General features: G+C 60.9%; 20 protein-coding genes. 13 read left to right on the top strand and 7 right to left on the bottom strand.

Features of this window, described 5'->3' with window-relative positions; translation table 11 throughout:
• Nucleotides 1-63: 63 nt before the first annotated feature.
• Nucleotides 64-1,221 (bottom strand): phospholipase, encoded by a 1,158-nt coding sequence (locus tag AOA59_RS05275; protein WP_099486252.1) that lies wholly within the window; start codon nucleotides 1,219-1,221, stop codon nucleotides 64-66.
• Between the two features lie 236 nt (nucleotides 1,222-1,457).
• Here AOA59_RS05275 and kdgD point away from each other — a divergent pair, with 236 nt between their 5' ends.
• The 5 genes from kdgD (at nucleotide 1,458) to AOA59_RS05250 (ending at nucleotide 8,093) form a co-directional block, all read left to right on the top strand.
• Nucleotides 1,458-2,369 (top strand): 5-dehydro-4-deoxyglucarate dehydratase, encoded by a 912-nt coding sequence (gene kdgD / locus AOA59_RS05270; protein ID WP_017138261.1) that lies wholly within the window; start codon nucleotides 1,458-1,460, stop codon nucleotides 2,367-2,369.
• A 54-nt stretch (nucleotides 2,370-2,423) separates the two neighbouring features.
• Entirely contained in the window at nucleotides 2,424-3,869 is a 1,446-nt protein-coding gene (locus tag AOA59_RS05265; RefSeq protein WP_099486249.1) for an aldehyde dehydrogenase family protein, read from the top strand.
• A gap of 173 nt (nucleotides 3,870-4,042) precedes the next feature.
• Entirely contained in the window at nucleotides 4,043-5,407 is a 1,365-nt protein-coding gene (locus AOA59_RS05260) for an MFS transporter (protein ID WP_056859043.1), read from the top strand.
• Nucleotides 5,408-5,418: 11 nt separating this feature from the next.
• Entirely contained in the window at nucleotides 5,419-6,972 is a 1,554-nt protein-coding gene (gene garD / locus AOA59_RS05255; RefSeq protein ID WP_065911571.1) for a galactarate dehydratase, read from the top strand.
• Between the two features lie 179 nt (nucleotides 6,973-7,151).
• On the top strand, nucleotides 7,152-8,093 hold the full coding sequence (locus tag AOA59_RS05250; protein WP_017138257.1) for an AEC family transporter: 942 nt from the start codon (nucleotides 7,152-7,154) through the stop codon (nucleotides 8,091-8,093).
• 112 nt (nucleotides 8,094-8,205) lie between these two features.
• Here the strand turns inward: AOA59_RS05250 and AOA59_RS05245 are convergent, their stop codons facing one another.
• From AOA59_RS05245 to gatC, 6 genes are all read right to left on the bottom strand, one after another.
• Nucleotides 8,206-8,586: a carboxymuconolactone decarboxylase family protein gene (locus tag AOA59_RS05245; protein WP_065911569.1), complete on the bottom strand. Its 381-nt coding sequence runs from the start codon at nucleotides 8,584-8,586 to the stop codon at nucleotides 8,206-8,208.
• On the bottom strand, nucleotides 8,583-9,629 hold the full coding sequence (locus tag AOA59_RS05240; protein WP_074854412.1) for a calcium/sodium antiporter: 1,047 nt from the start codon (nucleotides 9,627-9,629) through the stop codon (nucleotides 8,583-8,585). Before AOA59_RS05240 ends, AOA59_RS05245 begins: the two co-directional genes overlap by 4 nt.
• Before the next feature lie 56 nt (nucleotides 9,630-9,685).
• Nucleotides 9,686-10,057: a septal ring lytic transglycosylase RlpA family protein gene (locus AOA59_RS05235; RefSeq protein ID WP_065911567.1), complete on the bottom strand. Its 372-nt coding sequence runs from the start codon at nucleotides 10,055-10,057 to the stop codon at nucleotides 9,686-9,688.
• Between the two features lie 131 nt (nucleotides 10,058-10,188).
• Nucleotides 10,189-11,634 (bottom strand): Asp-tRNA(Asn)/Glu-tRNA(Gln) amidotransferase subunit GatB, encoded by a 1,446-nt coding sequence (gene gatB, locus AOA59_RS05230; protein ID WP_099486247.1) that lies wholly within the window; start codon nucleotides 11,632-11,634, stop codon nucleotides 10,189-10,191.
• 10 nt (nucleotides 11,635-11,644) lie between these two features.
• Complete coding sequence (gene gatA, locus AOA59_RS05225; RefSeq protein ID WP_099486245.1) at nucleotides 11,645-13,096, bottom strand: Asp-tRNA(Asn)/Glu-tRNA(Gln) amidotransferase subunit GatA; 1,452 nt, start codon at nucleotides 13,094-13,096, stop codon at nucleotides 11,645-11,647.
• A gap of 16 nt (nucleotides 13,097-13,112) precedes the next feature.
• Nucleotides 13,113-13,400, bottom strand: coding sequence for an Asp-tRNA(Asn)/Glu-tRNA(Gln) amidotransferase subunit GatC (gene gatC, locus AOA59_RS05220; RefSeq protein WP_003188556.1), 288 nt, complete (start codon nucleotides 13,398-13,400; stop codon nucleotides 13,113-13,115).
• A 210-nt stretch (nucleotides 13,401-13,610) separates the two neighbouring features.
• Between gatC and mreB the strand changes: the two genes are divergently transcribed.
• The 8 genes from mreB (at nucleotide 13,611) to tldD (ending at nucleotide 24,821) form a co-directional block, all read left to right on the top strand.
• A complete protein-coding gene (gene mreB, locus AOA59_RS05215; RefSeq protein ID WP_002555108.1) occupies nucleotides 13,611-14,648 on the top strand; it encodes a rod shape-determining protein MreB in 1,038 nt (345 codons plus the stop codon).
• Nucleotides 14,649-14,786: 138 nt separating this feature from the next.
• The gene (gene mreC, locus AOA59_RS05210; RefSeq protein WP_099486243.1) at nucleotides 14,787-15,908 is read left to right on the top strand and encodes a rod shape-determining protein MreC; all 1,122 of its coding nucleotides are present in this window, start codon (nucleotides 14,787-14,789) and stop codon (nucleotides 15,906-15,908) included.
• On the top strand, nucleotides 15,908-16,396 hold the full coding sequence (gene mreD / locus AOA59_RS05205; protein WP_017138250.1) for a rod shape-determining protein MreD: 489 nt from the start codon (nucleotides 15,908-15,910) through the stop codon (nucleotides 16,394-16,396). The genes mreC and mreD overlap by 1 nt, the downstream gene beginning before the upstream one ends.
• A gap of 51 nt (nucleotides 16,397-16,447) precedes the next feature.
• The gene (locus AOA59_RS05200) at nucleotides 16,448-17,044 is read left to right on the top strand and encodes a nucleoside triphosphate pyrophosphatase (protein ID WP_069786072.1); all 597 of its coding nucleotides are present in this window, start codon (nucleotides 16,448-16,450) and stop codon (nucleotides 17,042-17,044) included.
• A gap of 71 nt (nucleotides 17,045-17,115) precedes the next feature.
• Nucleotides 17,116-18,573 carry a ribonuclease G gene (rng, locus tag AOA59_RS05195; protein WP_010213134.1) on the top strand — a complete coding sequence of 486 codons (1,458 nt, stop codon included), beginning with the start codon at nucleotides 17,116-17,118 and terminating at the stop codon, nucleotides 18,571-18,573.
• A 76-nt stretch (nucleotides 18,574-18,649) separates the two neighbouring features.
• Complete coding sequence (locus AOA59_RS05190; RefSeq protein WP_099486241.1) at nucleotides 18,650-22,465, top strand: YhdP family protein; 3,816 nt, start codon at nucleotides 18,650-18,652, stop codon at nucleotides 22,463-22,465.
• Between the two features lie 48 nt (nucleotides 22,466-22,513).
• Complete coding sequence (locus tag AOA59_RS05185; RefSeq protein WP_099486239.1) at nucleotides 22,514-23,362, top strand: carbon-nitrogen hydrolase family protein; 849 nt, start codon at nucleotides 22,514-22,516, stop codon at nucleotides 23,360-23,362.
• 16 nt (nucleotides 23,363-23,378) lie between these two features.
• Nucleotides 23,379-24,821 (top strand): metalloprotease TldD, encoded by a 1,443-nt coding sequence (gene tldD / locus AOA59_RS05180; RefSeq protein WP_099486237.1) that lies wholly within the window; start codon nucleotides 23,379-23,381, stop codon nucleotides 24,819-24,821.
• Nucleotides 24,822-24,853 lie beyond the last annotated feature (32 nt).

Raw genomic sequence — 24,853 nt, 5'->3', positions numbered from 1 at the left:
CCGCTATCGCAGGCAAGCCAGCTCCCACATTTGATCCCCAGTGTCTGGGAGTAGCCTGTTTACTTAATTGGCCGGTTGGTTGGGCTTGTAGTCCTTGAGCAGCAGGTAAGTGCTCCAACCCCACCAATCATTGGTCCAGTGCTTGTCGTTCAGGTCATTCACGTCCTTGCGGCGCAGCACCTTGTCACCCTCCATCTTGAACAGCGGCGAAAAGTTGTTCGCCGGGTTCTGCGCAGCATTCAGGTCCGGCACATATAACGGTGCCTTGAAGCTGGCCGGGGAGGGCGCGATACCGCTGATAAAGGTCTCGAAGATCTCATCGGCCGACGCCTGTACCGCACGTTTGACCATGGCCCGATTGTCCGCGTCGATCGCATCGAAGTAGCGCTTGTCCCCATAGGCGTGCCATTGATCACCTTTGGCATTGCGTACCTTGAGCCCGAACTTGCTGTCTTCGTCGTGCATGAAGCGGCTGATCAGCGAGCCCAATTCTCCGGGTGTGACCACCGCCGCCAATTGCTTGCGCGGCACGCGCAGGTGGCCGGCTGAAAACAGATCGGTCAAAAAGTGATCGGCAAAGCTGTTCATTGCATACGCCAGTTCCAGTGCCTGGTCGGTGCCGGTCTGGTGCGCGATGACCGCCTGTTGCAGCGCCGCCGTATGGCCGGCCAGGTACGCCGACAGCGCCCATTCGCCAAAGTGGTCGGCGTTGTCTGCGGCCAGCTTCAAGTAACGCCCCAGTGGAATCAGCGCCGAAACCGCACTGCCGCCGCCGGTGATGCGGTTCCATTCCTCGGACAACGTATCACCCAGCGCGTCATAGGCTTCATGGGGTTGTTTGCCGTCACGGATCGCCTGGTTGACTGCGTTGATTTCCTTTTGCATGACCGCGAGGATTTTCCCGGCTTCTTCACGCGAGGCCGGCAGCACCGCCAGCGAGTTGAAGGCGGCGGTAAAGCGTTGCACACGCTCGGTCGGGGAGGCGCCTTCGCTGATGGCCTGGCCGGGAATGCCATAGAAGTCGCCGCCCAGGGCGATTACTTGGCCGTAGGTCAGCGCCAGGCCGTTGGGCAGGTGCAGTTCAACGTGTCGCGCAGGGATCGCCGGGGCGTCCTTGACGAAACGCAGCAGCGTGTCATCGCCGATGGCAGTGTGTTCACCGCCTTCAAAACGTAGGGTGGGTGGTGTTTTTTCGGGGGCTGCGAGTTCAAGACCTGACATGTTAGCTCCTTGCTATGTCGTAGGAATCTTCCGTAATAACTGTATGTATATACAGTCGTTCGGAGCATAGAGGAATAATTTCCTACGTCAAGAAGCTGCGTTTAAACACGTGGCTACGAATGAAGCCGGATGAATTGCTGTTGACGAATCTTTTTATAGTTGTACGATGACGTACGACATCACCAAAACCAACAACAACCTTTCGACAGAAAGTCTTCATCCAGGGTGTTCGAATAATGAATCCACAAGAACTGAAGTCCATCCTCTCCCACGGTCTGCTGTCTTTTCCGGTAACCGATTTCAATGCCCAGGGTGACTTCCACCAGGCGGGCTACATCAAGCGTCTGGAATGGCTGGCCCCTTACGGCGCCACCGCCTTGTTCGCCGCCGGCGGCACCGGTGAGTTTTTCTCCCTGGCCGCCAGCGAATATTCCCAAGTGGTGAAGACTGCTGTTGATACCTGCGCCACCAGCGTGCCGATTCTGGCCGGTGTCGGCGGTTCGACCCGCCAGGCCATCGAATACGCCCAGGAAGCCGAGCGCCTTGGCGCCAAAGGCTTGCTGCTGCTGCCGCACTACCTGACCGAAGCCAGCCAGGATGGCGTCGCCGCCCACGTTGAGGCCGTGTGCAAGTCGGTCAAGATCGGCGTAGTGGTCTACAACCGCAACGTTTGCCGCCTGACTGCGCCCCTGCTCGAACGCCTGGCCGAACGCTGCCCGAACCTGATCGGCTACAAAGACGGCCTGGGCGATATCGAGCTGATGGTGTCGATCCGCCGCCGTCTCGGCGACCGTTTCAGCTACCTCGGCGGCCTGCCGACTGCAGAGGTTTACGCCGCTGCCTACAAGGCCCTGGGTGTGCCGGTGTACTCCTCGGCGGTGTTCAACTTCATCCCGAAAACCGCGATGGACTTCTACCACGCGATTGCCCAGGACGATCACGCCACCGTCGCCAAGATCATCGACAACTTCTTCTTGCCTTACCTCGATATCCGTAACCGTAAAGCCGGTTACGCGGTGAGCATCGTCAAGGCCGGCGCCAAGATTGCTGGTTACGACGCAGGCCCGGTGCGTACGCCACTGACCGACCTGCTGCCGGAAGAATACGAGGCCCTGGCCGCGCTGATCGACAAGCAAGGTCCGCAGTAACTTATCCACAAGGCCGCTGAGCAATCAGCGGCCTTTTGCGTCAGGAGAGAATGTGTGTCCCAAGCCAAACGTTTTGAAAACTACATCAACGGCGAGTGGGTGGCCGGTGCCGACTACTGCAACAACATCAACCCGTCGGAGTTGTCCGATGTCATTGGCGAATACGCCAAGGCTGACGTAGCCCAAGTCAACGCTGCTATCGATGCCGCCCGCGCCGCGTTCCCGGCCTGGTCCACATCCGGCATCCAGGCGCGCCACGATGCACTGGATAAAGTCGGCAGCGAAATCCTCGCCCGCCGCGAAGAGCTCGGCACTTTGCTGGCCCGTGAAGAGGGCAAGACCCTGCCCGAAGCCATCGGCGAAGTGACCCGCGCCGGTAACATCTTCAAATTCTTCGCCGGCGAGTGCCTGCGCTTGTCTGGCGATTACGTGCCTTCGGTGCGCCCGGGCGTGAACGTGGAAGTCACCCGCGAAGCCCTCGGTGTGGTCGGCCTGATCACGCCGTGGAACTTCCCGATTGCCATTCCCGCGTGGAAAATCGCCCCGGCCCTGGCCTACGGCAACTGTGTGGTGATCAAACCGGCCGAACTGGTGCCGGGTTGCGCCTGGGCCTTGGCCGAGATCATTTCCCGCGCCGGTTTCCCGGCCGGTGTGTTCAACCTGGTGATGGGCAGCGGCCGTGTGGTCGGCGATGTGTTGGTCAACAGCCCGAAAGTCGACGGCATCAGCTTTACCGGTTCGGTTGGCGTCGGTCGCCAGATCGCCGTGAGCTGCGTGTCGCGCCAGGCCAAAGTGCAGTTGGAAATGGGCGGTAAGAACCCGCAGATCATCCTCGATGACGCCGACCTCAAGCAGGCCGTCGAGCTGTCGGTACAGAGCGCGTTCTACTCCACGGGCCAGCGTTGCACGGCCTCCAGCCGTTTGATCGTCACCGCCGGTATCCACGACCGGTTCGTCGCGGCCATGGCCGAGCGCATGAAGTCGATCAAAGTCGGCCACGCGCTCAAAAGCGGCACTGACATTGGCCCGGTGGTCTCCCAGGCCCAGTTGGACCAGGACATGAAGTACATCGACATCGGCCAAAGCGAAGGCGCGCGGCTGGTCAGCGGTGGCGGCCTGGTGACCTGTGACACCGAAGGCTACTACCTGGCGCCGACGCTGTTTGCCGACAGCGAAGCCGCCATGCGTATCAGCCGTGAAGAGATCTTCGGCCCGGTGGCCAACGTGGTGCGTGTCGCCGATTACGAGGCGGCGCTGGCCATGGCCAATGACACCGAGTTCGGCTTGTCGGCGGGCATCGCCACCACCTCGCTCAAGTACGCCAACCACTTCAAACGTCACTCCCAGGCCGGGATGGTGATGGTCAACCTGCCAACCGCCGGCGTGGACTATCACGTGCCGTTCGGTGGACGTAAGGGTTCGTCCTATGGTTCGCGTGAGCAAGGTCGCTATGCGCAAGAGTTCTACACAGTGGTGAAAACCAGCTACATCGGTTCGTAACACCTGGGAGCCCTGCTTGTGTGGGAGCTGGCTTGCCTGCGATAGCATCACCGCGGTGTACCTGACACACCGCGGTGCCTGTATCGCAGGCAAGCCAGCTCCCACACAAAGCCGGTCCCGCACACAACAAGACCATTACCCGCAAAAAAAATAATTAGTGGGAGTACTTCTTCATGCAAGCGACCAAGCCGACTCACGTCCGCTATTTGATCCTGCTCATGCTGTTCCTGGTGACCACGATCAACTATGCCGACCGAGCCACTATCGCCATCGCCGGCTCCAGCCTGCAAAAAGACCTCGGCATTGACGCGGTCACCCTCGGTTACATCTTCTCTGCATTCGGTTGGGCCTACGTGGCCGGGCAAATTCCCGGTGGCTGGCTGCTGGACCGGTTCGGCTCGAAAAAAATCTATGCGCTGAGCATTTTCACCTGGTCGCTGTTCACCGTGCTGCAAGGCTATGTGGGTGAATTTGGGGTCTCCACCGCGATTGTGGCGCTGTTCATGCTGCGCTTTTTGGTGGGCCTGGCTGAGGCGCCTTCGTTTCCCGGAAACGCCCGTATTGTGGCGGCGTGGTTTCCTACGGCTGAACGCGGCACAGCGTCGGCGATTTTCAACTCGGCGCAGTACTTCGCCACGGTGCTGTTTGCACCGCTGATGGGCTGGATCGTCTACACCTTCGGCTGGCAGCACGTGTTTATTGTAATGGGCGGCATCGGCATCCTGTTCTCGCTGATCTGGCTCAAACTTATCCACAGCCCGCGCCAGCATCCGATGATCAACGAGGCCGAGTTCAACCACATCGCGGCCAACGGTGCGATGGTCGACATGGACCAGGACAAAACCAAAGGCCAGAAAACCGACGGGCCGAAGTGGGACTACATCCGCCAACTGCTCACCAACCGCATGATGCTCGGCGTGTACCTGGGCCAGTACTGCATCAATGGCATCACCTATTTTTTCCTGACCTGGTTTCCGGTGTACCTGGTTCAAGAGCGCGGCATGACCATCCTCAAGGCGGGTTTCATTGCCTCGTTGCCGGCGATCTGCGGTTTTATCGGCGGCGTACTCGGCGGCGTGATTTCCGACTACCTGCTGCGCAAAGGCCATTCGCTGACTTTTGCGCGCAAGGCGCCGATCATTGCCGGCTTGTTGGTCTCCAGCAGTATCATCGCGTGTAACTACGTTGACGTTGAATGGATGGTGGTGGGCTTCATGGCTTTGGCCTTCTTCGGCAAAGGCGTTGGCGCACTGGGTTGGGCGGTGGTGTCCGACACCTCACCGAAACAAATCGCCGGGCTCAGTGGCGGCTTGTTCAATATGTTCGGCAACCTGGCGTCCATCAGCACGCCGATCGTGATTGGTTACATCATCGCCACCACCGGCTCGTTCAAATGGGCCTTGGTGTTCGTCGGCGCCAACGCGCTGCTGGCGGTGTTCAGCTATTTGGTGATTGTCGGCCCGATCAAGCGCGTGGTGCTCAAAGAGCCGCCAAGCAAAGGGCCGGAACTGACTAACCTTACCCAAGCGCACTCCTGAGGGGCGATGTAATGCAGTTGATTGAACATGCCGACTCGCCGCGCTCGATCCGTTTGCACGCGCGCGATAACGTGGTGATCGTGGTGAACGACCAGGGCGTGCCGGCCGGCACCGAGTTTCCGGACGGCCTGGTCACCGTGGATTTCATTCCGCAGAGCCATAAGGTCACCCTGGAAGACATCCCCGAAGGCGGTGAGATTATTCGCTACGGCCAGACCATCGGCTACGCGCTGGCGCCGATTCCGCGCGGCAGTTGGGTGCAGGAAGACCAGTTGCGCATGCCCACTGCGCCGCCGCTGGACAGCTTGCCGCTGTCGACCGAGGTGCCTGCCACCCAGGCGCCGTTGGAAGGCTTCACGTTTGAGGGTTACCGCAACGCCGACGGCACCGTCGGCACGCGCAATATCCTTGGCATTACCACCACGGTGCAGTGCGTCACCGGTGTGCTGGACCATGCGGTCAAGCGCATCAAGGACGAGTTGCTGCCCAAGTACCCGCACGTTGACGACGTGGTGGCGCTGACCCACAGCTACGGCTGTGGCGTGGCCATCACTGCCACCGATGCCTATATTCCGATTCGCACCGTGCGCAACCTGGCGCGCAACCCCAACCTGGGCGGCGAAGCGCTGGTGATCAGCCTGGGCTGCGAGAAGTTGCAGGCCGGGCAGGTGATGCACGACAACGACAGTTCCGTCGACCTCAGTGAGCCTTGGCTGTACCGCTTGCAGGACTCCAGCCACGGGTTTACCGAAATGATCGAGCAGATCATGGCGCTGGCCGAAACCCGCTTGAAGAAACTCGACCAGCGCCGCCGGGAAACCGTGCCGGCGTCCGAGTTGATCCTGGGCATGCAATGCGGCGGCAGTGATGCGTTTTCCGGTATCACCGCCAACCCGGCGTTGGGCTATGCTTCGGATTTGCTGTTGCGCGCCGGGGCGACGGTGATGTTTTCCGAAGTCACGGAAGTACGCGATGCCATCTACCTGCTGACGTCGCGCGCCGAGAACAAGGAAGTTGCCCAGGAACTCGTCAGGGAAATGGACTGGTACGACCGTTACCTGGCCAAGGGTGAGGCGGATCGCAGCGCCAACACCACGCCGGGTAACAAGAAGGGCGGGTTGTCGAACATTGTCGAGAAGTCCCTGGGCTCCATCGTCAAATCGGGCAGCAGCGCGATCAATGGCGTGCTTGGCCCGGGTGAGCGGTTCAAGGGCAAGGGCCTGATCTTTTGCGCCACGCCGGCCAGCGACTTTGTGTGTGGCACCCTGCAACTGGCGGCCGGGATGAACCTGCATGTGTTCACCACCGGGCGTGGTACGCCGTATGGGCTGGCGATGGCGCCGGTGGTGAAGGTGTCGACACGCACGGAATTGGCGCAGCGCTGGCCGGACTTGATCGATATCGACGCCGGGCGCATCGCCACCGGGCGCGCGAGCATCGAGGAGTTGGGCTGGGAGCTGTTCCACTTCTACCTGGAGGTGGCCAGCGGCAAGAAACAGACGTGGGCGGAGCAACATAAGCTGCATAACGACATCACCCTGTTCAACCCTGCACCCATTACCTGAGACCGACGACTGATCGTTCCCACGCTCTGCGTGGGAATGCCTCTTTGGACGCTCTGCATCCGCTGTGAATGGGACGCGGAGCGTCCTGGGCTGCATTCCCACGCAGAGCGTGGGAACGATCCAGGTGAATCTGGCTTATCATTAGTCACCTGACGACACCCACCAAGGTTTTCCCCGGCATGCTGGCTATCTTCCTCACCACCCTGACCATCACCGCGCCGGTGTTTGCCATGCTGTTTTTGGGGGTGCTGCTCAAGCGCATCAACTGGATCAACGACAACTTCATCCACGTTGCATCGTCGCTGGTGTTCAACGTCACCATGCCGGCGCTGCTGTTTCTCGGCATCCTCCACGCCGACCTGCATTCGGCGCTCAAGCCCGGTTTGCTGATCTACTTTGCCGTCGCCACGCTGCTGAGCTTCGCCCTGGCCTGGGGCTGGGCGATCTTTCGCTGCCCGCGTGAAGACCGTGGCATTTATGCCCAGGGCGCGTTTCGCGGCAATAACGGCGTGATCGGCCTGGCGCTGGCGGCCAGCATGTACGGCGACTACGGCATCTCCCTGGGCGCGATTCTCGCGGCGCTGGTGATTCTGTTTTACAACACGCTGTCGACCATCGTGCTGGCGGTGTACAGCCCGGTGATCAAGTCCGACCCGTGGAGCATCTTCAAAAGCGTGATAGCCAACCCGCTGATCATCAGCGTGATCGTCGCCGCGCCGTTCGCGATCTTCAAGATTGGCTTGCCGGGGTGGTTGGAGTCGTCCGGGCAGTACCTGGCGGACATGACTTTGCCGCTGGCACTGATCTGCATTGGCGGCACCTTGTCATTGGCGGCCTTGCGCAAAAGCGGCAGCATGGCCTTGAGTGCCAGCCTGGTGAAGATGATCGGCCTGCCGCTATTCGCGACGCTGGGCGCGTGGCTACTGGGCTTTCGCGGGCCGGAGTTGGGGATTTTGTTTCTGTATTTCGGCGCGCCGACGGCGGCGGCGAGTTTTGTCATGGCCAGGGCTGCCGAGGGTAACCATGAATTGGCGGCGGCGATTATTGTGATCACTACGTTGATGGCGGCGGTGACCACCAATATCGGGATTTTTGTGTTGCAGGCGGGTGGGTGGATCTAAGGTTTGTGGTGTGCTTGAGGGCCAATCGCAGGCAAGCCAGCTCCCACACTTGAACTGTGAATACATTCAGAATGTGGGAGCTGGCTTGCCTGCGATGGCTATCTAACAGTCACTACCGGTCTGCCTGATACGCCTCAATCACTTCCTGCGCCGCCCTGAACGCATCAATCGCCGCCGGCACACCCGCATACACCGCGCAATGCAGCAGCGCTTCGCGAATCTCTTCCACCGTGCAGCCATTGTTCAGTGCGCCGCGCACGTGGCCCTTGAGTTCCTGTGGGCACTTGAGTGCGGTCAGGGCCGCGAGGGTGATCAGGCTGCGGGTCTTCAAGGGCAAGCCTTCGCGATTCCACACGCTGCCCCAGGCATGTTCGTTGACAAAATCCTGCAGCGGCTGGGTGAATTCGGTGGCGTTGCCCAGGGCGCGATCGACGAACACGTCGCCCATTACCTGGCGACGCATCTCAACTCCGGGCTTTTTCGGATCGGTCATTGCGCTTCCCTCTTGTGTTGGCGGCGCCAGGCGCGCAGCGTGCTGAGTAGCAGAAACGCCACCAGCGCCGGCAGGACGTAATACAGCATCAGTTTTTCAAGCCGGGTAGCCAGGGGCATGCCGAACGTGAACGAGACCACATGCAACGCGTACACCAGGTACAGGCCCAGCAATACCAGGCCTTCGGCGCGGGTGACCCGGTAACCGGTGTAGAACACCGGCAGGCACAGCGCCACCACGGCGAGCATCACCGGCAAGTCGAAATCGAGGGCGTTGGGCGATACCGACAGCGGTGACGGCGCTACCAATGCAGTAAACCCCAACACACCGAGCAGGTTGAACAGGCTGCTGCCGATCACATTGCCCACAGCAATCTCGCGCTCGCCGCGCACGGCGGCAATCAATGAGGTGGCCAGGCACGGTAACGAAGTGCCGACGCCGATCAAGGTCAGGCCAACGATGCGTTCCGACAAGCCCAGGTCGCTCGCCACGTCCACCGCCGCGCCCAGCAGCAAGTGCCCGGCCAGCACCAGAATCAATAGCCCGCCGAGCATCAGCAACACGCTGCTCAACCACGGCGCCCTGGCCACGGTGTCCAGCGTGCGCGGGCGCCGGGAATGGCGGGTCTGGTAATGCAGCACACCCAGGTAGGCCACCAGCGCCGCGAGCAGTACCAGCCCGTCAGCGGGCGTCAGCTCTTCATTGGCCGACAGGGTAAACACCAGCAGCGCGGCGCAAATCATCACCGGGATGTCCAGGCGCACCAGTTGCCGCGATACCCGCAGCGGGATGATCAACGCAGACAGGCCCAGGGTGACGAGGATGTTGAAAATGCTGCTGCCGATCACGCTGCCCACGGCGATATCGGTATTGCCGGCCAGGGTGGCTTGCAGGCTGACGGTCATCTGCGGCGCGCTGCTGCCGAAGGCGACGATGCTCAAGCCGATGATCAGCGGCCGCACCTTGAGGCTGGCCGCCAGGCGCACGGCGGCGCGCACCAGGATTTCGGCGCCGAGGATCAGCAGCAGCAGGCCGCTGACCAATTCGAGCAGGCTGAAGGGCGAGAGGGCGGTGAGTGCGGAAATAGCCAAGGCTCCTGTCAGTTGCTCAGCGCTTGCACGCGAACCCGCGCGGTGCCACGGCCCAGCATACCGAGCTGCTCAGCCGCCTTGCGGGAAACATCGATCAGGCGACCACGGGTGTGCGGGCCGCGATCATTCACACGCAGCACCACGGATCTGTTGTTGTCGAGATTGGTCACCTTGACCCGCGTGCCGAAGGGCAAGCGCCGATGGGCGGCGGTCAGGGCGTTTTGGTTGAAGGGTTCACCGCTGGCGGTTTTATTGCCATGGTGCTTGGCGCCGTAATAGGAGGCGGTGCCGGTTTCGTCGTAGCCGTTGGGGTCGATGAGGCCGCTGGCGCAACCGGCCAGCAGAGAGAACAGGGCCAGGAGGCCGAGTAGACGCTTCATGTTCAACAAACCCCCAATTGATCGTTCCCACGCTCTGCGTGGGAATGCAGCCCGTAACGCTGCGCGTCACAAAAGCGGACGCGGAGCGTCCAGTGAGGCGTTCCCACGCAGAGCGTGGGAACGATCAAGTGTCAGCCTTCGAGCTTGCTTTTGAGCAGTTCGTTCACCTGTTGCGGGTTGGCTTTGCCTTTGGAGGCTTTCATCGCCTGGCCGACAAAGAAGCCGAACATCTTGCCGCGCTTGGCTTCGTCTGCCCCACGGTATTGTTCAACTTGCTCGGTATTGGCGGCGAGCATCTCATCGAGCACGGCCGAAATAGCGCCGCTGTCGGTGACTTGCTTGAGGCCACGCTTCTCGATGATGTCGTCGGCGCTGCCTTCGCCTGCGGCCATCGCTTCAAACACGGTCTTGGCGATTTTGCCGGAGATGGTGTTGTCCTTGATGCGCAGCAGCATGCCGCCCAACTGCTCGGCGGTCACCGGGGCTTCGTCGATCTCCAGGCCCTGTTTGTTCAACAGGCTGCCCAGCTCAACCATCACCCAGTTGGCCGCCAGCTTGGCGTCGCCGGCAATGCTTACGACTTTTTCGAAGTAGTCGGCTTGTTCACGGCTGGAGGCCAGTACGCTGGCATCGTAGACCGACAGGCCGAACTGTTCCTGGAAACGCTCGCGTTTTTGCGGCGGCAATTCCGGCAGTGTGGCACGCACGTCATTCAGGAACGAGTCTTCGATGATCACCGGCAACAGGTCCGGGTCGGGGAAGTAACGGTAGTCGTTGGCTTCCTCTTTGCTGCGCATGGCGCGGGTTTCGTCTTTGTTCGGGTCATACAGGCGCGTTTGCTGGATCACCTTGCCGCCGTCTTCGATCAGCTCGATCTGGCGACGCACTTCGGTGTTGATCGCCTTCTCGATGAAACGGAACGAGTTGACGTTCTTGATCTCGCAGCGTGTGCCGTACTCGGCCTGGCCTTTTGGCCGTACCGACACGTTGCAGTCGCAACGCAGCGAGCCTTCGGCCATGTTGCCGTCGCAGATGCCCAGGTAACGCACCAGCGCATGGATAGTCTTGACGTAAGCCACGGCTTCCTTGGCGCTGCGCATGTCCGGCTCGGAGACGATCTCCAGCAGCGGCGTGCCGGCGCGGTTCAGGTCGATGCCGGTGGCGCCGTTGAATTCTTCATGCAGGCTCTTGCCGGCATCTTCTTCCAGGTGCGCACGGGTGACGCCGACACGCTTGATGGTGCCGTCTTCCAGGGGGATGTCCAGGTAGCCCTTGCCGACGATCGGCAATTCCATCTGGCTGATCTGGTAGCCCTTGGGCAGGTCCGGGTAGAAGTAGTTTTTGCGCGCAAACACGTTGTGTTGGCCGATCTCGGCGTCAATCGCCAGGCCGAACATCACCGCCATGCGCACCGCTTCCTCGTTCAGCACCGGCAGTACGCCGGGCATGCCCAGGTCGACCAGGCTGGCCTGGGTATTGGGTTCTGCGCCGAACGTGGTGGCGCTACCGGAGAAAATCTTCGATTGGGTGGCGAGCTGGGTATGAATCTCCAGCCCGATCACAACTTCCCATTGCATAGTGTTCTCCTCAGAAGCCGGTAGGGGTGCGAGTGTGCCAGTCGGTGTTCAACTGGTACTGGTGCGCCACATTGAGCAGGCGGCCTTCCTGGAAATACGGGGCGAGCAATTGCACGCCGACCGGCAGGCCATCGACGAAACCTGCGGGCATGGACAAGCCCGGCAAGCCCGCGAGGTTGGCGGTGATGGTGTAGAGGTCTTCCAGGTACTCGGCGATCGGGTCGCCGGTCTTGGCGCCGATCTTCCAGGCCGGGTTAGGCGTGGTCGGGCCGAGGATCACGTCGACTTCTTCAAAGGCGGCCATGAAGTCGTTCTTGATCAGGCGGCGGATCTTTTGCGCCTTGAGGTAGTACGCGTCGTAGTAACCGGCGGACAGCGCGTAGGCACCGACCATGATCCGGCGTTGCACTTCGGCGCCGAAGCCTTCGCCACGGGAGCGTTTGTACAGGTCGGTGAGGTCTTTCGGGTTTTCGCAGCGGTAGCCGAAACGTACACCGTCGAAACGCGACAGGTTCGAGGAGGCTTCTGCCGGCGCGATCACGTAGTACGCAGGAATCGCGTGCTGGTTGTTCGGCAGGCTGATTTCCTTGATCACGGCGCCGAGCTTTTCCAGCTCTTTGATGCTGTTGTGCACCAGTTCGGCGATACGTGGGTCGAGACCGGCACTGAAATACTCTTTCGGCACGCCGATACGCAGGCCTTTGAGCGCGGTATTAAGGCTGGCGCTGTAGTCCGGCACCGGCTCATCGATGCTGGTGGAGTCCTGTTTATCGAACCCGGCCATACCTTGTAACAATATTGCGCAGTCTTCTGCCGTGCGTGCCAGCGGGCCGCCCTGATCGAGGCTGGAGGCGTAGGCAATCATGCCCCAGCGGGAAACGCGACCGTAGGTCGGCTTCAAACCGGTGAGGTTGGTGAACGCGGCGGGCTGGCGGATCGAGCCGCCGGTATCGGTGGCAGTCGCGGCCGGCAGGAAGCGCGCAGCAACGGCGGCAGCCGAACCGCCCGATGAACCGCCGGGCACGTGTTCCAGGTTCCACGGGTTTTTCACCGCGCCGTAGTAGCTCGACTCGTTGGCCGAACCCATGGCGAATTCGTCCATGTTGGTCTTGCCCAGAGTCACGGCCCCGGCGGCAGCCAGCTTGGACACCACGGTGGCGTCGTAGGGCGCCTTGAAGTTGTCGAGCATCTTCGAGCCGCAGCTGGTGCGAATGCCCTGGGTGCAGAACAGGTCTTTGTGGGCGATCGGTGCGCCCAGCAGTGCGCCGTTTTCACCGTTGGCGCGACGTGCGTCGGCGGCCTTGGCCTGGCTCAGGGCCAGCTCCTCGGTGAGGCTGATAAAGCTGTTGACCTTGGGGTCCAGCGCGGCAATACGCGCCAGCAGGGTCTGGGTCAGCTCTTCGGAAGAAAACTTTTTGTCGGCGAGACCGCGGGCGATCTCGGCCAGAGTCATGTGATGCATGAAAGGCTCTTTCCCTTTAGTCGATGACTTTCGGAACCAGGTACAGGCCGTTTTCGACCGCTGGCGCGATGGACTGGTAGGCCTCGCGATTATTTCGCTCGGTCACAACGTCTGCGCGCAGGCGCTGGCTGGCTTCCAGCGGGTGAGCCAGGGGCTCGATGCCGTCAGTATTCACGGCCTGCATTTGGTCGACCAGCCCGAGAATGCTGTTCAGGGCTGCGGTGGTCTGTGGAAGATCGGCGTCATTCAGGCCAAGCGAGGCCAGATGCGCGATTTTTTCCACGTCGGAGCGTTCAAGCGCCATGGGTTTCTCCAGTGGAAAACAGAACGGAGGGCATCCGTGTGTTAGATTGTCGGAACACTACCGCATTTCTACGGTCATAAGGCCGCGATTGTGGGGGTTGGTGCACAGAAAGTCGGCCAATTTAGCACATTGGCGCCTTGCCCAAAATCCCTGTCGTTGTTAGAGTTTGCCGCACTTTTTTACCCACGCGTTGCCTAGGGTCCTTTCCCCATGTTCAAGAAACTGCGTGGCATGTTTTCCAGCGATCTTTCCATTGACCTGGGCACTGCCAACACCCTTATTTACGTGCGCGAGCGCGGTATCGTTCTGAATGAGCCATCGGTTGTGGCCATTCGGACCCATGGTAATCAGAAAAGTGTCGTTGCCGTAGGCACCGAGGCCAAGCGCATGCTCGGCCGTACACCAGGCAATATTGCTGCCATTCGTCCGATGAAAGACGGCGTGATCGCCGACTTCAGCGTCTGCGAAAAGATGCTGCAGTACTTCATCAACAAAGTTCACGAAAACAGTTTTCTGCAGCCCAGCCCTCGTGTGCTGATCTGCGTTCCGTGCAAGTCCACCCAGGTGGAGCGTCGTGCCATCCGTGAATCGGCCCTTGGCGCCGGTGCCCGCGAAGTGTTCCTGATCGAAGAGCCTATGGCTGCCGCAATCGGCGCCGGCCTGCCGGTTGAGGAAGCGCGCGGTTCGATGGTGGTGGATATCGGTGGTGGTACTACCGAGATCGCCCTGATTTCCCTGAACGGTGTGGTGTATGCCGAATCCGTGCGTGTAGGCGGCGACCGTTTCGACGAAGCGATCATCACGTATGTGCGTCGTAACTACGGCAGCCTGATCGGCGAATCTACCGCTGAGCGCATCAAGCAGGAAATCGGCACCGCTTACCCGGGCGGCGAAGTTCGCGAAGTGGATGTTCGCGGTCGCAACCTGGCCGAAGGCGTTCCACGTGCCTTCACCCTGAACTCCAATGAAGTGCTGGAAGCTCTGCAAGAGTCCCTGGCCACCATCGTTCAGGCTGTGAAAAGCGCTCTGGAGCAATCGCCGCCGGAACTGGCTTCCGATATCGCCGAGCGTGGCCTGGTGCTGACCGGTGGTGGCGCCTTGCTGCGCGACCTCGACAAGCTGCTGGCCCAGGAAACCGGCCTGCCGGTGATCGTCGCCGAAGACCCGCTGACCTGCGTTGCCCGTGGCGGTGGTCGTGCACTGGAAATGATGGATAAACACACCATGGACCTGCTCTCCAGCGAATAAGATCGTTGGTTGCACCATGCTTCGCCCGCAGGCAGCACTTTGCAGTGCTGCCTGTTGGCGTTTATCTTCTTCAATCTGCATCCAGGCCGGTTTGATGCCGTATGAATAAAGAGAACATTTGCCTGGGAGGAGCGGCTTATTAAACCGCTTTTCGCCAAAGGCCCCTCATTGGGCGTGCGCTTATTGGTGCTGGTCGTGCTTTCGGTCGCGCTGATGGTGGTCGATGCCCGTTTTGCACTGCTCAAGCCCGTGCGTAGCCAGATGTCGCTGGTGTTGATGCAGACTTACTGGATCACCGACCTGCCGCAGCGTCTCTACCAGGGTGTGGCCAGCCAATTCGGCAGCCGTACCGAGCTGGTCGCCGAGAACGAAAAACTCAAGACTGAAAACCTGCTGTTGCAGGGGCGCATGCAAAAGCTCGCGGCCCTCACCGAGCAGAACGTTCGGCTGCGCGAGTTGCTCAATTCTTCGGCACTGGTCAACGAGAAGGTCGAAGTGGCCGAGTTGATCGGCATGGACCCCAACCCCTTTACCCACCGTATCATCATCAACAAGGGTGAACGCGACGGTGTCGTGCTGGGCCAGCCGGTGCTCGATGCCCGAGGCCTGATGGGCCAGGTAGTGGAGCTTATGCCCTACACCTCGCGGGTATTGTTGCTGACGGACACCACCCACAGCATTCCGGTACAGGTCAACCGTAACGGCCTGCGCGCCATTGCCAGCGGCACCGGTAACCCGGAACGTCTGGAATTGCGGCATGTGGCCGACACCGCCGACATCAAGGAAGGCGACCTGCTGGTCAGCTCCGGTTTGGGCCAGCGCTTCCCGGCGGGTTACCCGGTGGCGACGGTCAAGGAAGTGATCCACGATTCTGGCCAGCCGTTTGCCATTGTGCGTGCAGTCCCGACCGCTGCGTTGAACCGCAGCCGCTACCTGCTGCTGGTGTTCAGCGACAACCGCACCCCGGAAGAGCGCGTCAACGACGCCGCTCAAGCCCAGGAAGCGGAAGACAAGCAGAACGGTACAACGCCGATCGTTCCCGCAACGGTGCCCAAGCCAGCCTTTGTTGGGCCGCCTGCACCGGTGGCAACTCCTGCAACTCCGGCAGCGCCGGTGGCGACGTCCGTCAAACCTGCCGCCCACAACGCCCGCCCGGCTAAGCCCGCCGCAGCCAAACCGCCTGCGACAACGCCTGCCGCCACGCCTGCCGCTCGGCCAGCGGCCGCAGCCCCGGCAACCACGCGGCAGAGGGAGGAATAATGGCCGGTACTCATTCGCGTAATGGCTGGATCGTCTGGCTGACTTTCGCCATCGGTTTGCTGCTCAGCGTTTCGCCGCTGCCGCAATTCATGGAGATCCTGCGACCGCTCTGGCTGGCGTTGCTGCTGGCCTTCTGGTCGCTGACCCTGCCGCACAAAGTCGGGATGGTTACGGCAATGTGCCTGGGCTTGGCGGAAGACGTGCTCTATGGCACCTTGCTGGGTCAGAATGCATTGATCCTCACGCTGATTACCTTCCTGGTGCTGTCGTTGCAGCAGCGTTTGCGCATGTTCCCGATGTGGCAACAGTGCCTGGTGATCCTGGTGATCTTCGGCCTCGCGCAGTTGGTGCAACTGTGGCTCAGCGCCTTGACCGGCAACCGCCAACCAACCTTGGCGCTGGTGTTGCCGGCGTTGGTCAGTGCGCTGTTGTGGCCTTGGGTCAGTTTCGGCCTGCGTGGGTTACGTCGTCGCTATAAAATCAATTGAATGGATTGCGAGGCTCTGCCTGGTTATCGAACCCTACAGGGAGAGTCTGCAATGAATTCGCTTTACCTGGCCTCGGGCTCACCGAGGCGGCGTGAACTGTTGACCCAGATCGGTGTGCCTTTCACCGTGGTCAGTGCCGCCATTGACGAAACCCCTCTTACCCATGAACCCGCCGTTGCCTACGTCGAGCGCCTTGCGCGCGGCAAGGCCACGGCGGGTTTTGCTGCGCTTGAACACGCCTCGGGCGCCTGTGTGCTGGGCGCCGATACGGCGGTGATCGTGGATGGCCAGATCCTTGGCAAGCCCGTCGACCAGGCCGATGCCTTGGCGATGCTGATGGCGCTTTCCGGTCGTGAACATGAAGTGCTCACCGCCATTGCCCTCACCGACGGCCAGCGCTGCGAAACACGTTGTGTAAGCAGTCGTGTAGGTTTTCGCACTATTTCTGTCGAGGAAGCTACAACCTACTGGCACAGTGGCGAACCTGCGGACAAGGCGGGCGGCTATGCTATCCAGGGGCTGGGTTCGGTGTTTGTCGCCGGGCTCAATGGCAGCTATTCCGCTGTGGTCGGCCTGCCGGTGTGCGAAACCGCGCAACTGCTCGACCAATTCGGCATACCCTGTTGGCAAAACCTTACCGCGCGCTGAACGCCTTGATTTGCGCGCCAAGCCTTAAGCGATCGGTCACTATTGTGAAAACGCCTGAACGAGACCCAGCCATGAGTGAAGAGATTCTGATCAATATCACGCCGATGGAATCGCGCGTGGCGGTGGTAGAAAACGGTGTTCTGCAAGAAGTGCACGTCGAGCGCACCCAGAAGCGCGGGATCGTCGGCAATATCTATAAAGGCAAAGTGGTGCGCGTATTGCCGGGCATGCAGGCGGCTTTCGTCGACATCGGCCTGGACCGTGCTGCGTTTATCCACGCCTCGGAAATCTCCCTGCGTGAAGGCCCAGCAGTGGAAAGCATCAGCGCCCTGGTGCACGAAGGGCAAAGCCTGGTGGTGCAGGTCACCAAGGACCCCATCGGCTCCAAAGGCGCGCGGCTCACTACGCAACTGTCGATTCCTTCGCGCTATCTGGTGTACATGCCGCGTACCGCGCATGTGGGTATTTCCCTCAAGATCGAAGACGAAGCCGAGCGTGAGCGCCTGAAAAAGGTGGTCAGCGACTGCGTAGCGGCCGAAGGCATCAAGGAAGCCGGCGGGTTTATCCTGCGTACCGCCGCTGAAGGCGCCGGCGCCGACGAAATCCTCATGGACATCCGCTACCTGCGCAGGCTGTGGGACCAGATCGGCGCACAGATCAAAACCATTGGTGCGCCGAGCGTCATCTATGAAGACCTCGGTCTGGCGTTGCGTACCTTGCGTGATCTGGTCAGCCCCAAGATCGAGAAAATTCGCATCGACTCGCGGGAAACCTTCCAGCGCACCACGCAATTTGTCGCCGAGCTGATGCCGGAAATTGCCGACCGCCTGGAGCATTACCCTGGCGAGCGACCGATCTTCGACCTGTATGGTGTCGAAGATGAAATCCAGAAAGCCCTGGAGCGCAAAGTGCCGCTCAAGTCCGGCGGCTATCTGGTGGTGGACCCGGCGGAGGCCATGACCACCATCGACGTCAACACTGGCGCGTTCGTGGGCCATCGCAACCTCGAAGAAACCATCTTCAAGACCAACCTCGAAGCGGCCACTGCGATTGCCCGTCAGCTGCGCCTGCGCAATCTGGGCGGCATCATCATCATCGACTTCATCGACATGGAAGACGAAGAGCACCAGCGCCAAGTGCTGCGCACCCTGGAGAAGCAACTGGAGCGCGACCACGCCAAGACCAATATCATCGGCATCACCGAGCTCGGCCTGGTGCAGATGACCCGCAAGCGCACCCGCGAAAGCCTTGAGCAAGTGCTCTGCGAGCCGTGCAGCAGTTGCCAGGGACGTGGCAAATTGAAGACCCCGGAAACGGTTTGCTACGAGATTTTCCGCGAAATCTTACGGGAGGCACGTGCCTACCAGGCCGAAGGCTATAGAGTGCTTGCCAACCAGAAAGTGGTCGACCGATTGCTGGACGAAGAGTCCGGTAACGTCGCGGAGCTGGAGGGTTTTATCGGGCGCACTATTCGTTTCCAGGTCGAAACCATGTATTCCCAGGAACAATACGACGTGGTGCTGCTCTGATCCCCAATCGCTTTCTTTATTCGAGACCGGCAGGCATTGATCTGCCGTCCGCTAACTGCCTTGAGGGTCGCCTGACATGGAGCGTCTGACACGCTTTTTTGCCGCCTTGACCCGTTGGGGCCTGGGCCTGTGCGCCTTGCTGCTGGTATTGGCGGCGGTGTACGTGAGCCTGGGTCGTGAGTTGGTCCCACTGGTGGCGGAGTACCGCGCCGAAGTTGAAGCCAAGGCACAGGCTGCGGTGCAAATGCCCCTGCACATCGGCAGCCTCGAAGGGCGCTGGAGTGGTTTCGCGCCGATATTGATGGCCCACGACGTGATGGTCGGCGAAGGCAACAGCGCCTTGCGCCTGGATCAGGTTGAAGTGGTGCCGGATATCTGGGCCAGTCTGATGGCCCGCGAAGTGCGTATCGCCCACCTCGAAGTCAGCGGCCTGCAGTTGAGTGTCAAGGAAGACCAGGACGGCCACTGGGCGCTGCAAGGTTTGCCGGTACAGGACGACCAGCCGCTGGACCCGCAGCAGTTGCTCACGCGCATGCAGATGGTCAAGCGCGTGTCGTTGCTCGACAGCCAGGTGACATTGCAGCCGTTCGACCAGGCGCCATTGACCCTGACCTATGTGGGCCTGAGCCTGCATACCGGCAACACCCGCCAACGCCTGGATGCGCGCCTCACCCTGCCGGACGGCCAGCCTCTGGCCCTGAGCCTGCGCAGCCGTATTCGCGCCAGCGCATGGAAAGAGGGTGAAGTCGAAGCCTACCTGAGCCTGCCCCAAAGTGACTGGGCCAAATGGATTCCCGCCAGGCTGACCCAGCAATGGAAGCTCGCCCAGTTCAAAGCCGGTGGCGAGTTCTGGCTCAATTGGGCCAAGGGCACCGTGCAAAGTGCCGTGGTGCGCCTCAACTCAGCGCAAGTAAAGGGCAGTTACGCCGACCGCAAGCCTGTCCATATCGAAAACCTCGCCCTGACCGCCTACCTGCAACGCAGTGACAGTGGCCTAAAGGTGTTGTTCGATTCGCTGGCGATGAACATCGGCGACACCCGTTGGGAATCACACCTGCAACTGCAACAAAGCTTGGCAACCGACAAAGACCTGGAAACCTGGAAGCTTCAGGCTGATCGTCTTGACCTCACCCCGATTACCCCGCTGTTGAATGCCCTGGCGCCATTGCCGGAAGGCTTTGCCAAGACCATTGAGCACCTGAAGGCCACGGGCGTGTTGCGCAATGTATTGGTGGATTTCCGCCCGCAGGACACCACCGATAAAAAAGTCAGCTTCGCCGCCAACCTTGAGCGCATCGGTTTTGACGCGTACTTCGGTGCGCCGGCCGCACGGAACGTATCCGGGAGCATCAGTGGCGATTTGGGCCAGGGTGAGTTGCGTATGGACAGCAAGGATTTTTCCCTGCACCTGTACCCGATCTTCGCCAAGCCCTGGCAGTACATCCAGGCCAACGCGCGCCTGACATGGAAGCTGGATAAGGAAGGCTTCACCCTGATCGCCCCGTACATCAAGGTACTGGGCGAAGAGGGCAAAGTGGCTGCCGACTTCTTGATTCGCCTGCATTTTGACCATACCCAGGAAGATTACATGGACCTGCGGGTCGGTATGGTCGATGGCGATGGCCGTTTCACGCCCAAGTATTTGCCGGCCGTGTTGAGCCCGTCCCTGGATGAATGGCTGCGCACCGCAATTCTCAAAGGTGCGGTGGACCAGGGGTTCTTCCAGTACCAGGGCTCGCTCAACCATGACGCGCTGCCCGCTGCGCGCAACATCAGTTTGTTCTTCAAGGTGCATGACGCCGAACTGGCCTTCCAGCCGGGTTGGCCGCATGTGAGCAAGGTCAATGGCGAAGTGTTCGTCGAGGAGAGCGGCGTGCGCATCCTGGCCAGCAAGGGCCAATTGCTCGATACCAAGGTCAAGGACGTCTACGTCAATATTCCCCACGCACCGGCCGGTAAAGAAAGCCACTTGCTGATCACCGGCGGGTTTGCGGGCGGCCTGGGTGATGGTTTGAAGATCCTGCAGGACGCGCCGATAGGTACAGGGTCAACCTTTGCCGGCTGGAAGGGCGACGGTGACCTGCAAGGCAACCTGGACCTGGACATTCCGCTGGTCAAAGGCACCGAGCCCAAGATCGTGGTGGACTTCAAGACCGACAAAGCCCGTTTGCAATTGGCGGAGCCGACCTTGGACCTGACACAGCTCAAGGGCGACTTCCGCTTCGACAGCAGCAAGGGCTTGAGTGGCCAGAACATCTCGGCCCAGGCATTCGATCGGCCGATCACCGCGCAAATTGCTGCCGATGGCAAGTCGGGCAACATCAGTACCCGCGTCACCGCCAAAGGCCAGGTCACGGTCAAACGCCTGACCGATTGGTTGAAAATCAGCCAACCGTTGCCGGTGTCCGGTGATATTCCGTACCAGCTGCAGCTCACGCTCGACGGCGCCGACAGCCAACTGATGGTCAGTTCCAATATGAAGGGTGTGGCGGTAGACCTGCCGGCGCCCTTCGGCATGCCCGCCAACCAAGGCCGTGACAGTGTGTTTCGCATGACCTTGCAGGGTGCCGAGCGGCGTTACTGGTTCGATTATGGCGAGCTGGCGAGCTTCACCTTTGCCTCGCCGCCGGACAAATTCAATGACGGGCGCGGGGAGTTGTTCCTTGGCGCCGGCAATGCCGTATTGCCCGCAGCCAAAGGTTTGCGTATTCGCGGTGTGCTGTCGGAACTGGACATCGACCCGTGGAAACAACTGGCCAACCGTTACGCCGGTAACGACCCGGGCGGCAGCGCCAAGCAATTGCTCAGTGGTGCCGACTTCAAAGTGGGCAAACTGACCGGTTTTGGCACCCAGCTGGATCAGGCCAATCTTCAGCTCGACCGCAAGCCCGCCGCCTGGGGCTTGCAGCTCGACAGCCAGCAGGCCAAGGGCACGGTCAACCTGCCGGACGCCAAGGGCGCGCCGATTGCGATCAACCTGCAATACGTGAAACTGCCGGCTGTGGACCCGACCGTGCAGGCCGACGAAAACGCACCGGACCCGTTGGCGGATATCGACCCCAAGGACATCCCTGCGCTGGATATCGCGATCAACCAGCTGTTCCAGGGCCCCGATCTGGTGGGCGCCTGGTCGCTGAAGATCCGCCCGACCGCCAAAGGCTTGGCCTTCAACAACCTCAACCTCGGCCTCAAGGGCATGCAGCTTAACGGTGCCGGCGGTTGGGAAGGCGCGCCGGGGGCCAGCAGCAGTTGGTACAAGGGCCGCCTGGACGGCAAGAACATTGCCGATGTGCTCAAGGGCTGGGGCTTTGCGCCGACCGTGACCAGCGAAGACTTCCACCTGGATGTGGATGGCCGTTGGCCGGGTTCGCCGGCGTGGGTGGGCCCCAAGCGTTTCTCCGGTAGCCTGGATGCGGCATTTCGTAAAGGCCAGTTTGTCGAGGTTGAAGGTGGCGCCCAGGCCCTGCGGGTGTTTGGTTTGCTCAACTTCAACTCCATCGGTCGCCGGTTGCGCCTGGACTTCTCGGACCTGCTCGGCAAAGGCTTGAGTTATGACCGGGTCAAAGGATTGCTGGCCGCCAGTGATGGGGTGTTCGTCACCCGTGAACCCATCACCATGACCGGCCCTTCCACCAACCTGGAGCTCAATGGCACCCTGGACCTGGTGGCTGACCGTGTCGACGCCAAACTGCTGGTCACGTTGCCGGTGACCAACAACCTGCCGATTGCTGCGCTGATTGTTGGCGCGCCCGCCATTGGCGGCGCGTTGTTCCTGATCGACAAGCTGATCGGTGACCGTGTTTCGCGCTTCGCCAGCGTGCAATACAAGGTGCAGGGCCCGTGGAAGGATCCAAAAATCACCTTCGACAAGCCATTTGAAAAGCCAAACTGAGAGCCTGTGGAGTAGCATGGCCGCATGCCTATTACGGAGTGTCGGCCCATGTCCTTTGCGGTAATTCAAATGGTCAGCCAGAGCGATGTGCTGGCCAACCTGGCCCAGGCCCGGCGCTTGCTGGAGCAAGCGGCAGCGGGCGGGGCCAAGCTTGCGGTACTGCCGGAAAACTTCGCCGCCATGGGCCGCCGCGACGTGGCCGATATTGGTCGCGCCGAAGCCTTGGGTGAAGGCCCGATCCTGCCCTGGTTGAAACAGACTGCCCGCGACCTCACCTTATGGATAGTGGCCGGCACTTTGCCGTTGCCGCCCCAGGACCAACCGCACGCCAAGTCAAACGCTTGCTCGCTATTGATCGATGATCAGGGCGACATCGTTGCCCGGTACGACAAATTGCACCTGTTCGATGTCGATGTTGCAGATGCCAGGGGCCGTTATCGCGAATCCGACGACTATGCTTTCGGCAGCAATGTGGTGGTGGCGGACACGCCGGTGGGGCGTTTGGGCCTGACGGTGTGCTACGACCTGCGGTTCCCCGAGCTTTACAGCGAACTGCGTGCAGCGGGGGCGGAGTTGATTACCGCGCCTTCGGCCTTTACGGCGGTGACCGGCGCTGCACATTGGGATGTCCTGATTCGGGCACGAGCTATCGAAACCCAGTGCTATTTACTGGCCGCCGCTCAAGGCGGTGTGCACCCGGGGCCACGGGAAACCTTTGGCCACGCAGCCATTGTCGACCCTTGGGGGCGTGTGCTGGCACAACAGGATCAAGGCGAAGCGGTGTTGTTGGCCGAACGTGATAGCAGTGAACAGGCGTCGATACGGGCGCGCATGCCGGTGGTCAATCATCGGCGCTTTTTCTCGCAGGGCGCGCAGCGGCCTGCTTCAGAACGATGAATTTAAGGCCAAACCTATGAGCGAGTTGTTGTCCTCAGTCAGTGAACACCTCCTGGCACCCGGTGGCGTGACCATCGAAAGTTTGCAAACCGTGCTCGGTGATCTGGCCGGGCCAGGCATCGACGCGGCCGACCTGTATTTCCAGGGCCAGATTTCCGAGTCGTGGGCCCTTGAAGACGGCATCGTCAAGGAAGGCAGTTTCAATCTTGACCAAGGCGTAGGCGTGCGCGCGCAATCCGGTGAAAAGACCGGTTTTGCCTACAGCAACGCCATCACCCTTGAAGCCCTGGGCCTGGCGGCGCGTGCGGCGCGCTCGATTTCCCGCGCTGGTCAGAATGGCACCGTGCAGGCCTTCAGCACTCAGGACGTGGCCCAGCTGTACGCACCGGATAACCCGCTGGAAGTGATCAGCCGCGCGGAAAAGGTTGAATTGCTCAAGCGTATCGACGCCGCCACCCGCGCCCTCGACCCGCGTATTCAGCAGGTGACCGTGAGCATGGCCGGGGTGTGGGAACGCATTCTGGTGGCGTCCACGGACGGCGGGCTGGCGGCAGACGTACGGCCGCTGGTGCGTTTCAACGTGAGTGTCATTGTCGAGCAGAATGGTCGCCGCGAGCGCGGTGGCCATGGCGGTGGCGGGCGTACCGACTACCGTTATTTCCTCACTGACGACCGCGCCATGGGGTATGCCCGTGAAGCGCTGCGTCAGGCGCTGGTCAACCTGGAAGCCATTCCGGCGCCGGCCGGTACTTTGCCGGTGGTGTTGGGCTCGGGCTGGTCCGGCGTGCTGCTGCACGAAGCCGTTGGCCATGGCCTGGAAGGTGACTTCAACCGCAAAGGCAGTTCGGCCTACAGCGGGCGCATGGGTGAAATGGTTGCGTCCAAGCTCTGCACCATCGTCGATGACGGCACCCTGGCCGGCCGGCGTGGCTCGCTGAGTGTCGACGACGAAGGCACGCCGACCGAATGCACCACGCTGATTGAAAACGGCGTGCTCAAGGGCTACATGCAAGACAAGTTCAACGCCCGCCTGATGGGTGTGGCACGTACCGGCAACGGCCGTCGCGAGTCGTATGCGCACCTGCCGATGCCGCGCATGACCAACACCTACATGCTCGGTGGCGAAAGCGACCCCGCAGAAATCATCGCCTCGGTAAAACGCGGGATCTACTGCGCCAACCTCGGCGGCGGCCAGGTGGATATCACCAGCGGCAAGTTCGTGTTCTCCACCAGCGAAGCGTACCTGATCGAAGACGGCAAGATTACCGCGCCGGTCAAAGGGGCGACGTTGATTGGCAATGGGCCGGAAGCGATGAGCAAGGTGTCGATGGTCGGTAACGACCTGTCGCTGGACAGCGGTGTGGGCACGTGCGGTAAGGATGGGCAGTCGGTGCCGGTCGGCGTCGGTCAGCCAACTTTGAAAATCGATGCGATCACCGTGGGTGGCACGGGGTCGTAATGGCCCAAGCTTCGGGTGGCGAAGAACGCCAC

It is taken from the genome of Pseudomonas sp. 2822-15 (genome assembly GCF_002742515.1).
Lineage (GTDB): Bacteria > Pseudomonadota > Gammaproteobacteria > Pseudomonadales > Pseudomonadaceae > Aquipseudomonas > Aquipseudomonas salomonii.
This window is presented reverse-complemented; position numbering and strand designations above follow the sequence as displayed.

Bases quoted from the DNA above. Each gene is read 5' to 3' on its own strand.
- garD (WP_065911571.1), top strand. From the start codon at position 5,419: ATGCAGTTGATTGAACATGCCGACTCGCCGCGCTCGATCCGTTTGCAC.
- AOA59_RS05250 (WP_017138257.1), top strand. From the start codon at position 7,152: ATGCTGGCTATCTTCCTCACCACCCTGACCATCACCGCGCCGGTGTTT.
- gatB (WP_099486247.1), bottom strand. From the start codon at position 11,634: ATGCAATGGGAAGTTGTGATCGGGCTGGAGATTCATACCCAGCTCGCC.
- AOA59_RS05245 (WP_065911569.1), bottom strand. From the start codon at position 8,586: ATGACCGATCCGAAAAAGCCCGGAGTTGAGATGCGTCGCCAGGTAATG.
- AOA59_RS05185 (WP_099486239.1), top strand. From the start codon at position 22,514: ATGTCCTTTGCGGTAATTCAAATGGTCAGCCAGAGCGATGTGCTGGCC.
- AOA59_RS05275 (WP_099486252.1), bottom strand. From the start codon at position 1,221: ATGTCAGGTCTTGAACTCGCAGCCCCCGAAAAAACACCACCCACCCTA.
- kdgD (WP_017138261.1), top strand. From the start codon at position 1,458: ATGAATCCACAAGAACTGAAGTCCATCCTCTCCCACGGTCTGCTGTCT.
- gatA (WP_099486245.1), bottom strand. From the start codon at position 13,096: ATGCATCACATGACTCTGGCCGAGATCGCCCGCGGTCTCGCCGACAAA.
- rng (WP_010213134.1), top strand. From the start codon at position 17,116: ATGAGTGAAGAGATTCTGATCAATATCACGCCGATGGAATCGCGCGTG.
- mreD (WP_017138250.1), top strand. From the start codon at position 15,908: ATGGCCGGTACTCATTCGCGTAATGGCTGGATCGTCTGGCTGACTTTC.
- gatC (WP_003188556.1), bottom strand. From the start codon at position 13,400: ATGGCGCTTGAACGCTCCGACGTGGAAAAAATCGCGCATCTGGCCTCG.
- AOA59_RS05200 (WP_069786072.1), top strand. From the start codon at position 16,448: ATGAATTCGCTTTACCTGGCCTCGGGCTCACCGAGGCGGCGTGAACTG.
- tldD (WP_099486237.1), top strand. From the start codon at position 23,379: ATGAGCGAGTTGTTGTCCTCAGTCAGTGAACACCTCCTGGCACCCGGT.
- AOA59_RS05235 (WP_065911567.1), bottom strand. From the start codon at position 10,057: ATGAAGCGTCTACTCGGCCTCCTGGCCCTGTTCTCTCTGCTGGCCGGT.
- AOA59_RS05260 (WP_056859043.1), top strand. From the start codon at position 4,043: ATGCAAGCGACCAAGCCGACTCACGTCCGCTATTTGATCCTGCTCATG.
- mreB (WP_002555108.1), top strand. From the start codon at position 13,611: ATGTTCAAGAAACTGCGTGGCATGTTTTCCAGCGATCTTTCCATTGAC.
- AOA59_RS05190 (WP_099486241.1), top strand. From the start codon at position 18,650: ATGGAGCGTCTGACACGCTTTTTTGCCGCCTTGACCCGTTGGGGCCTG.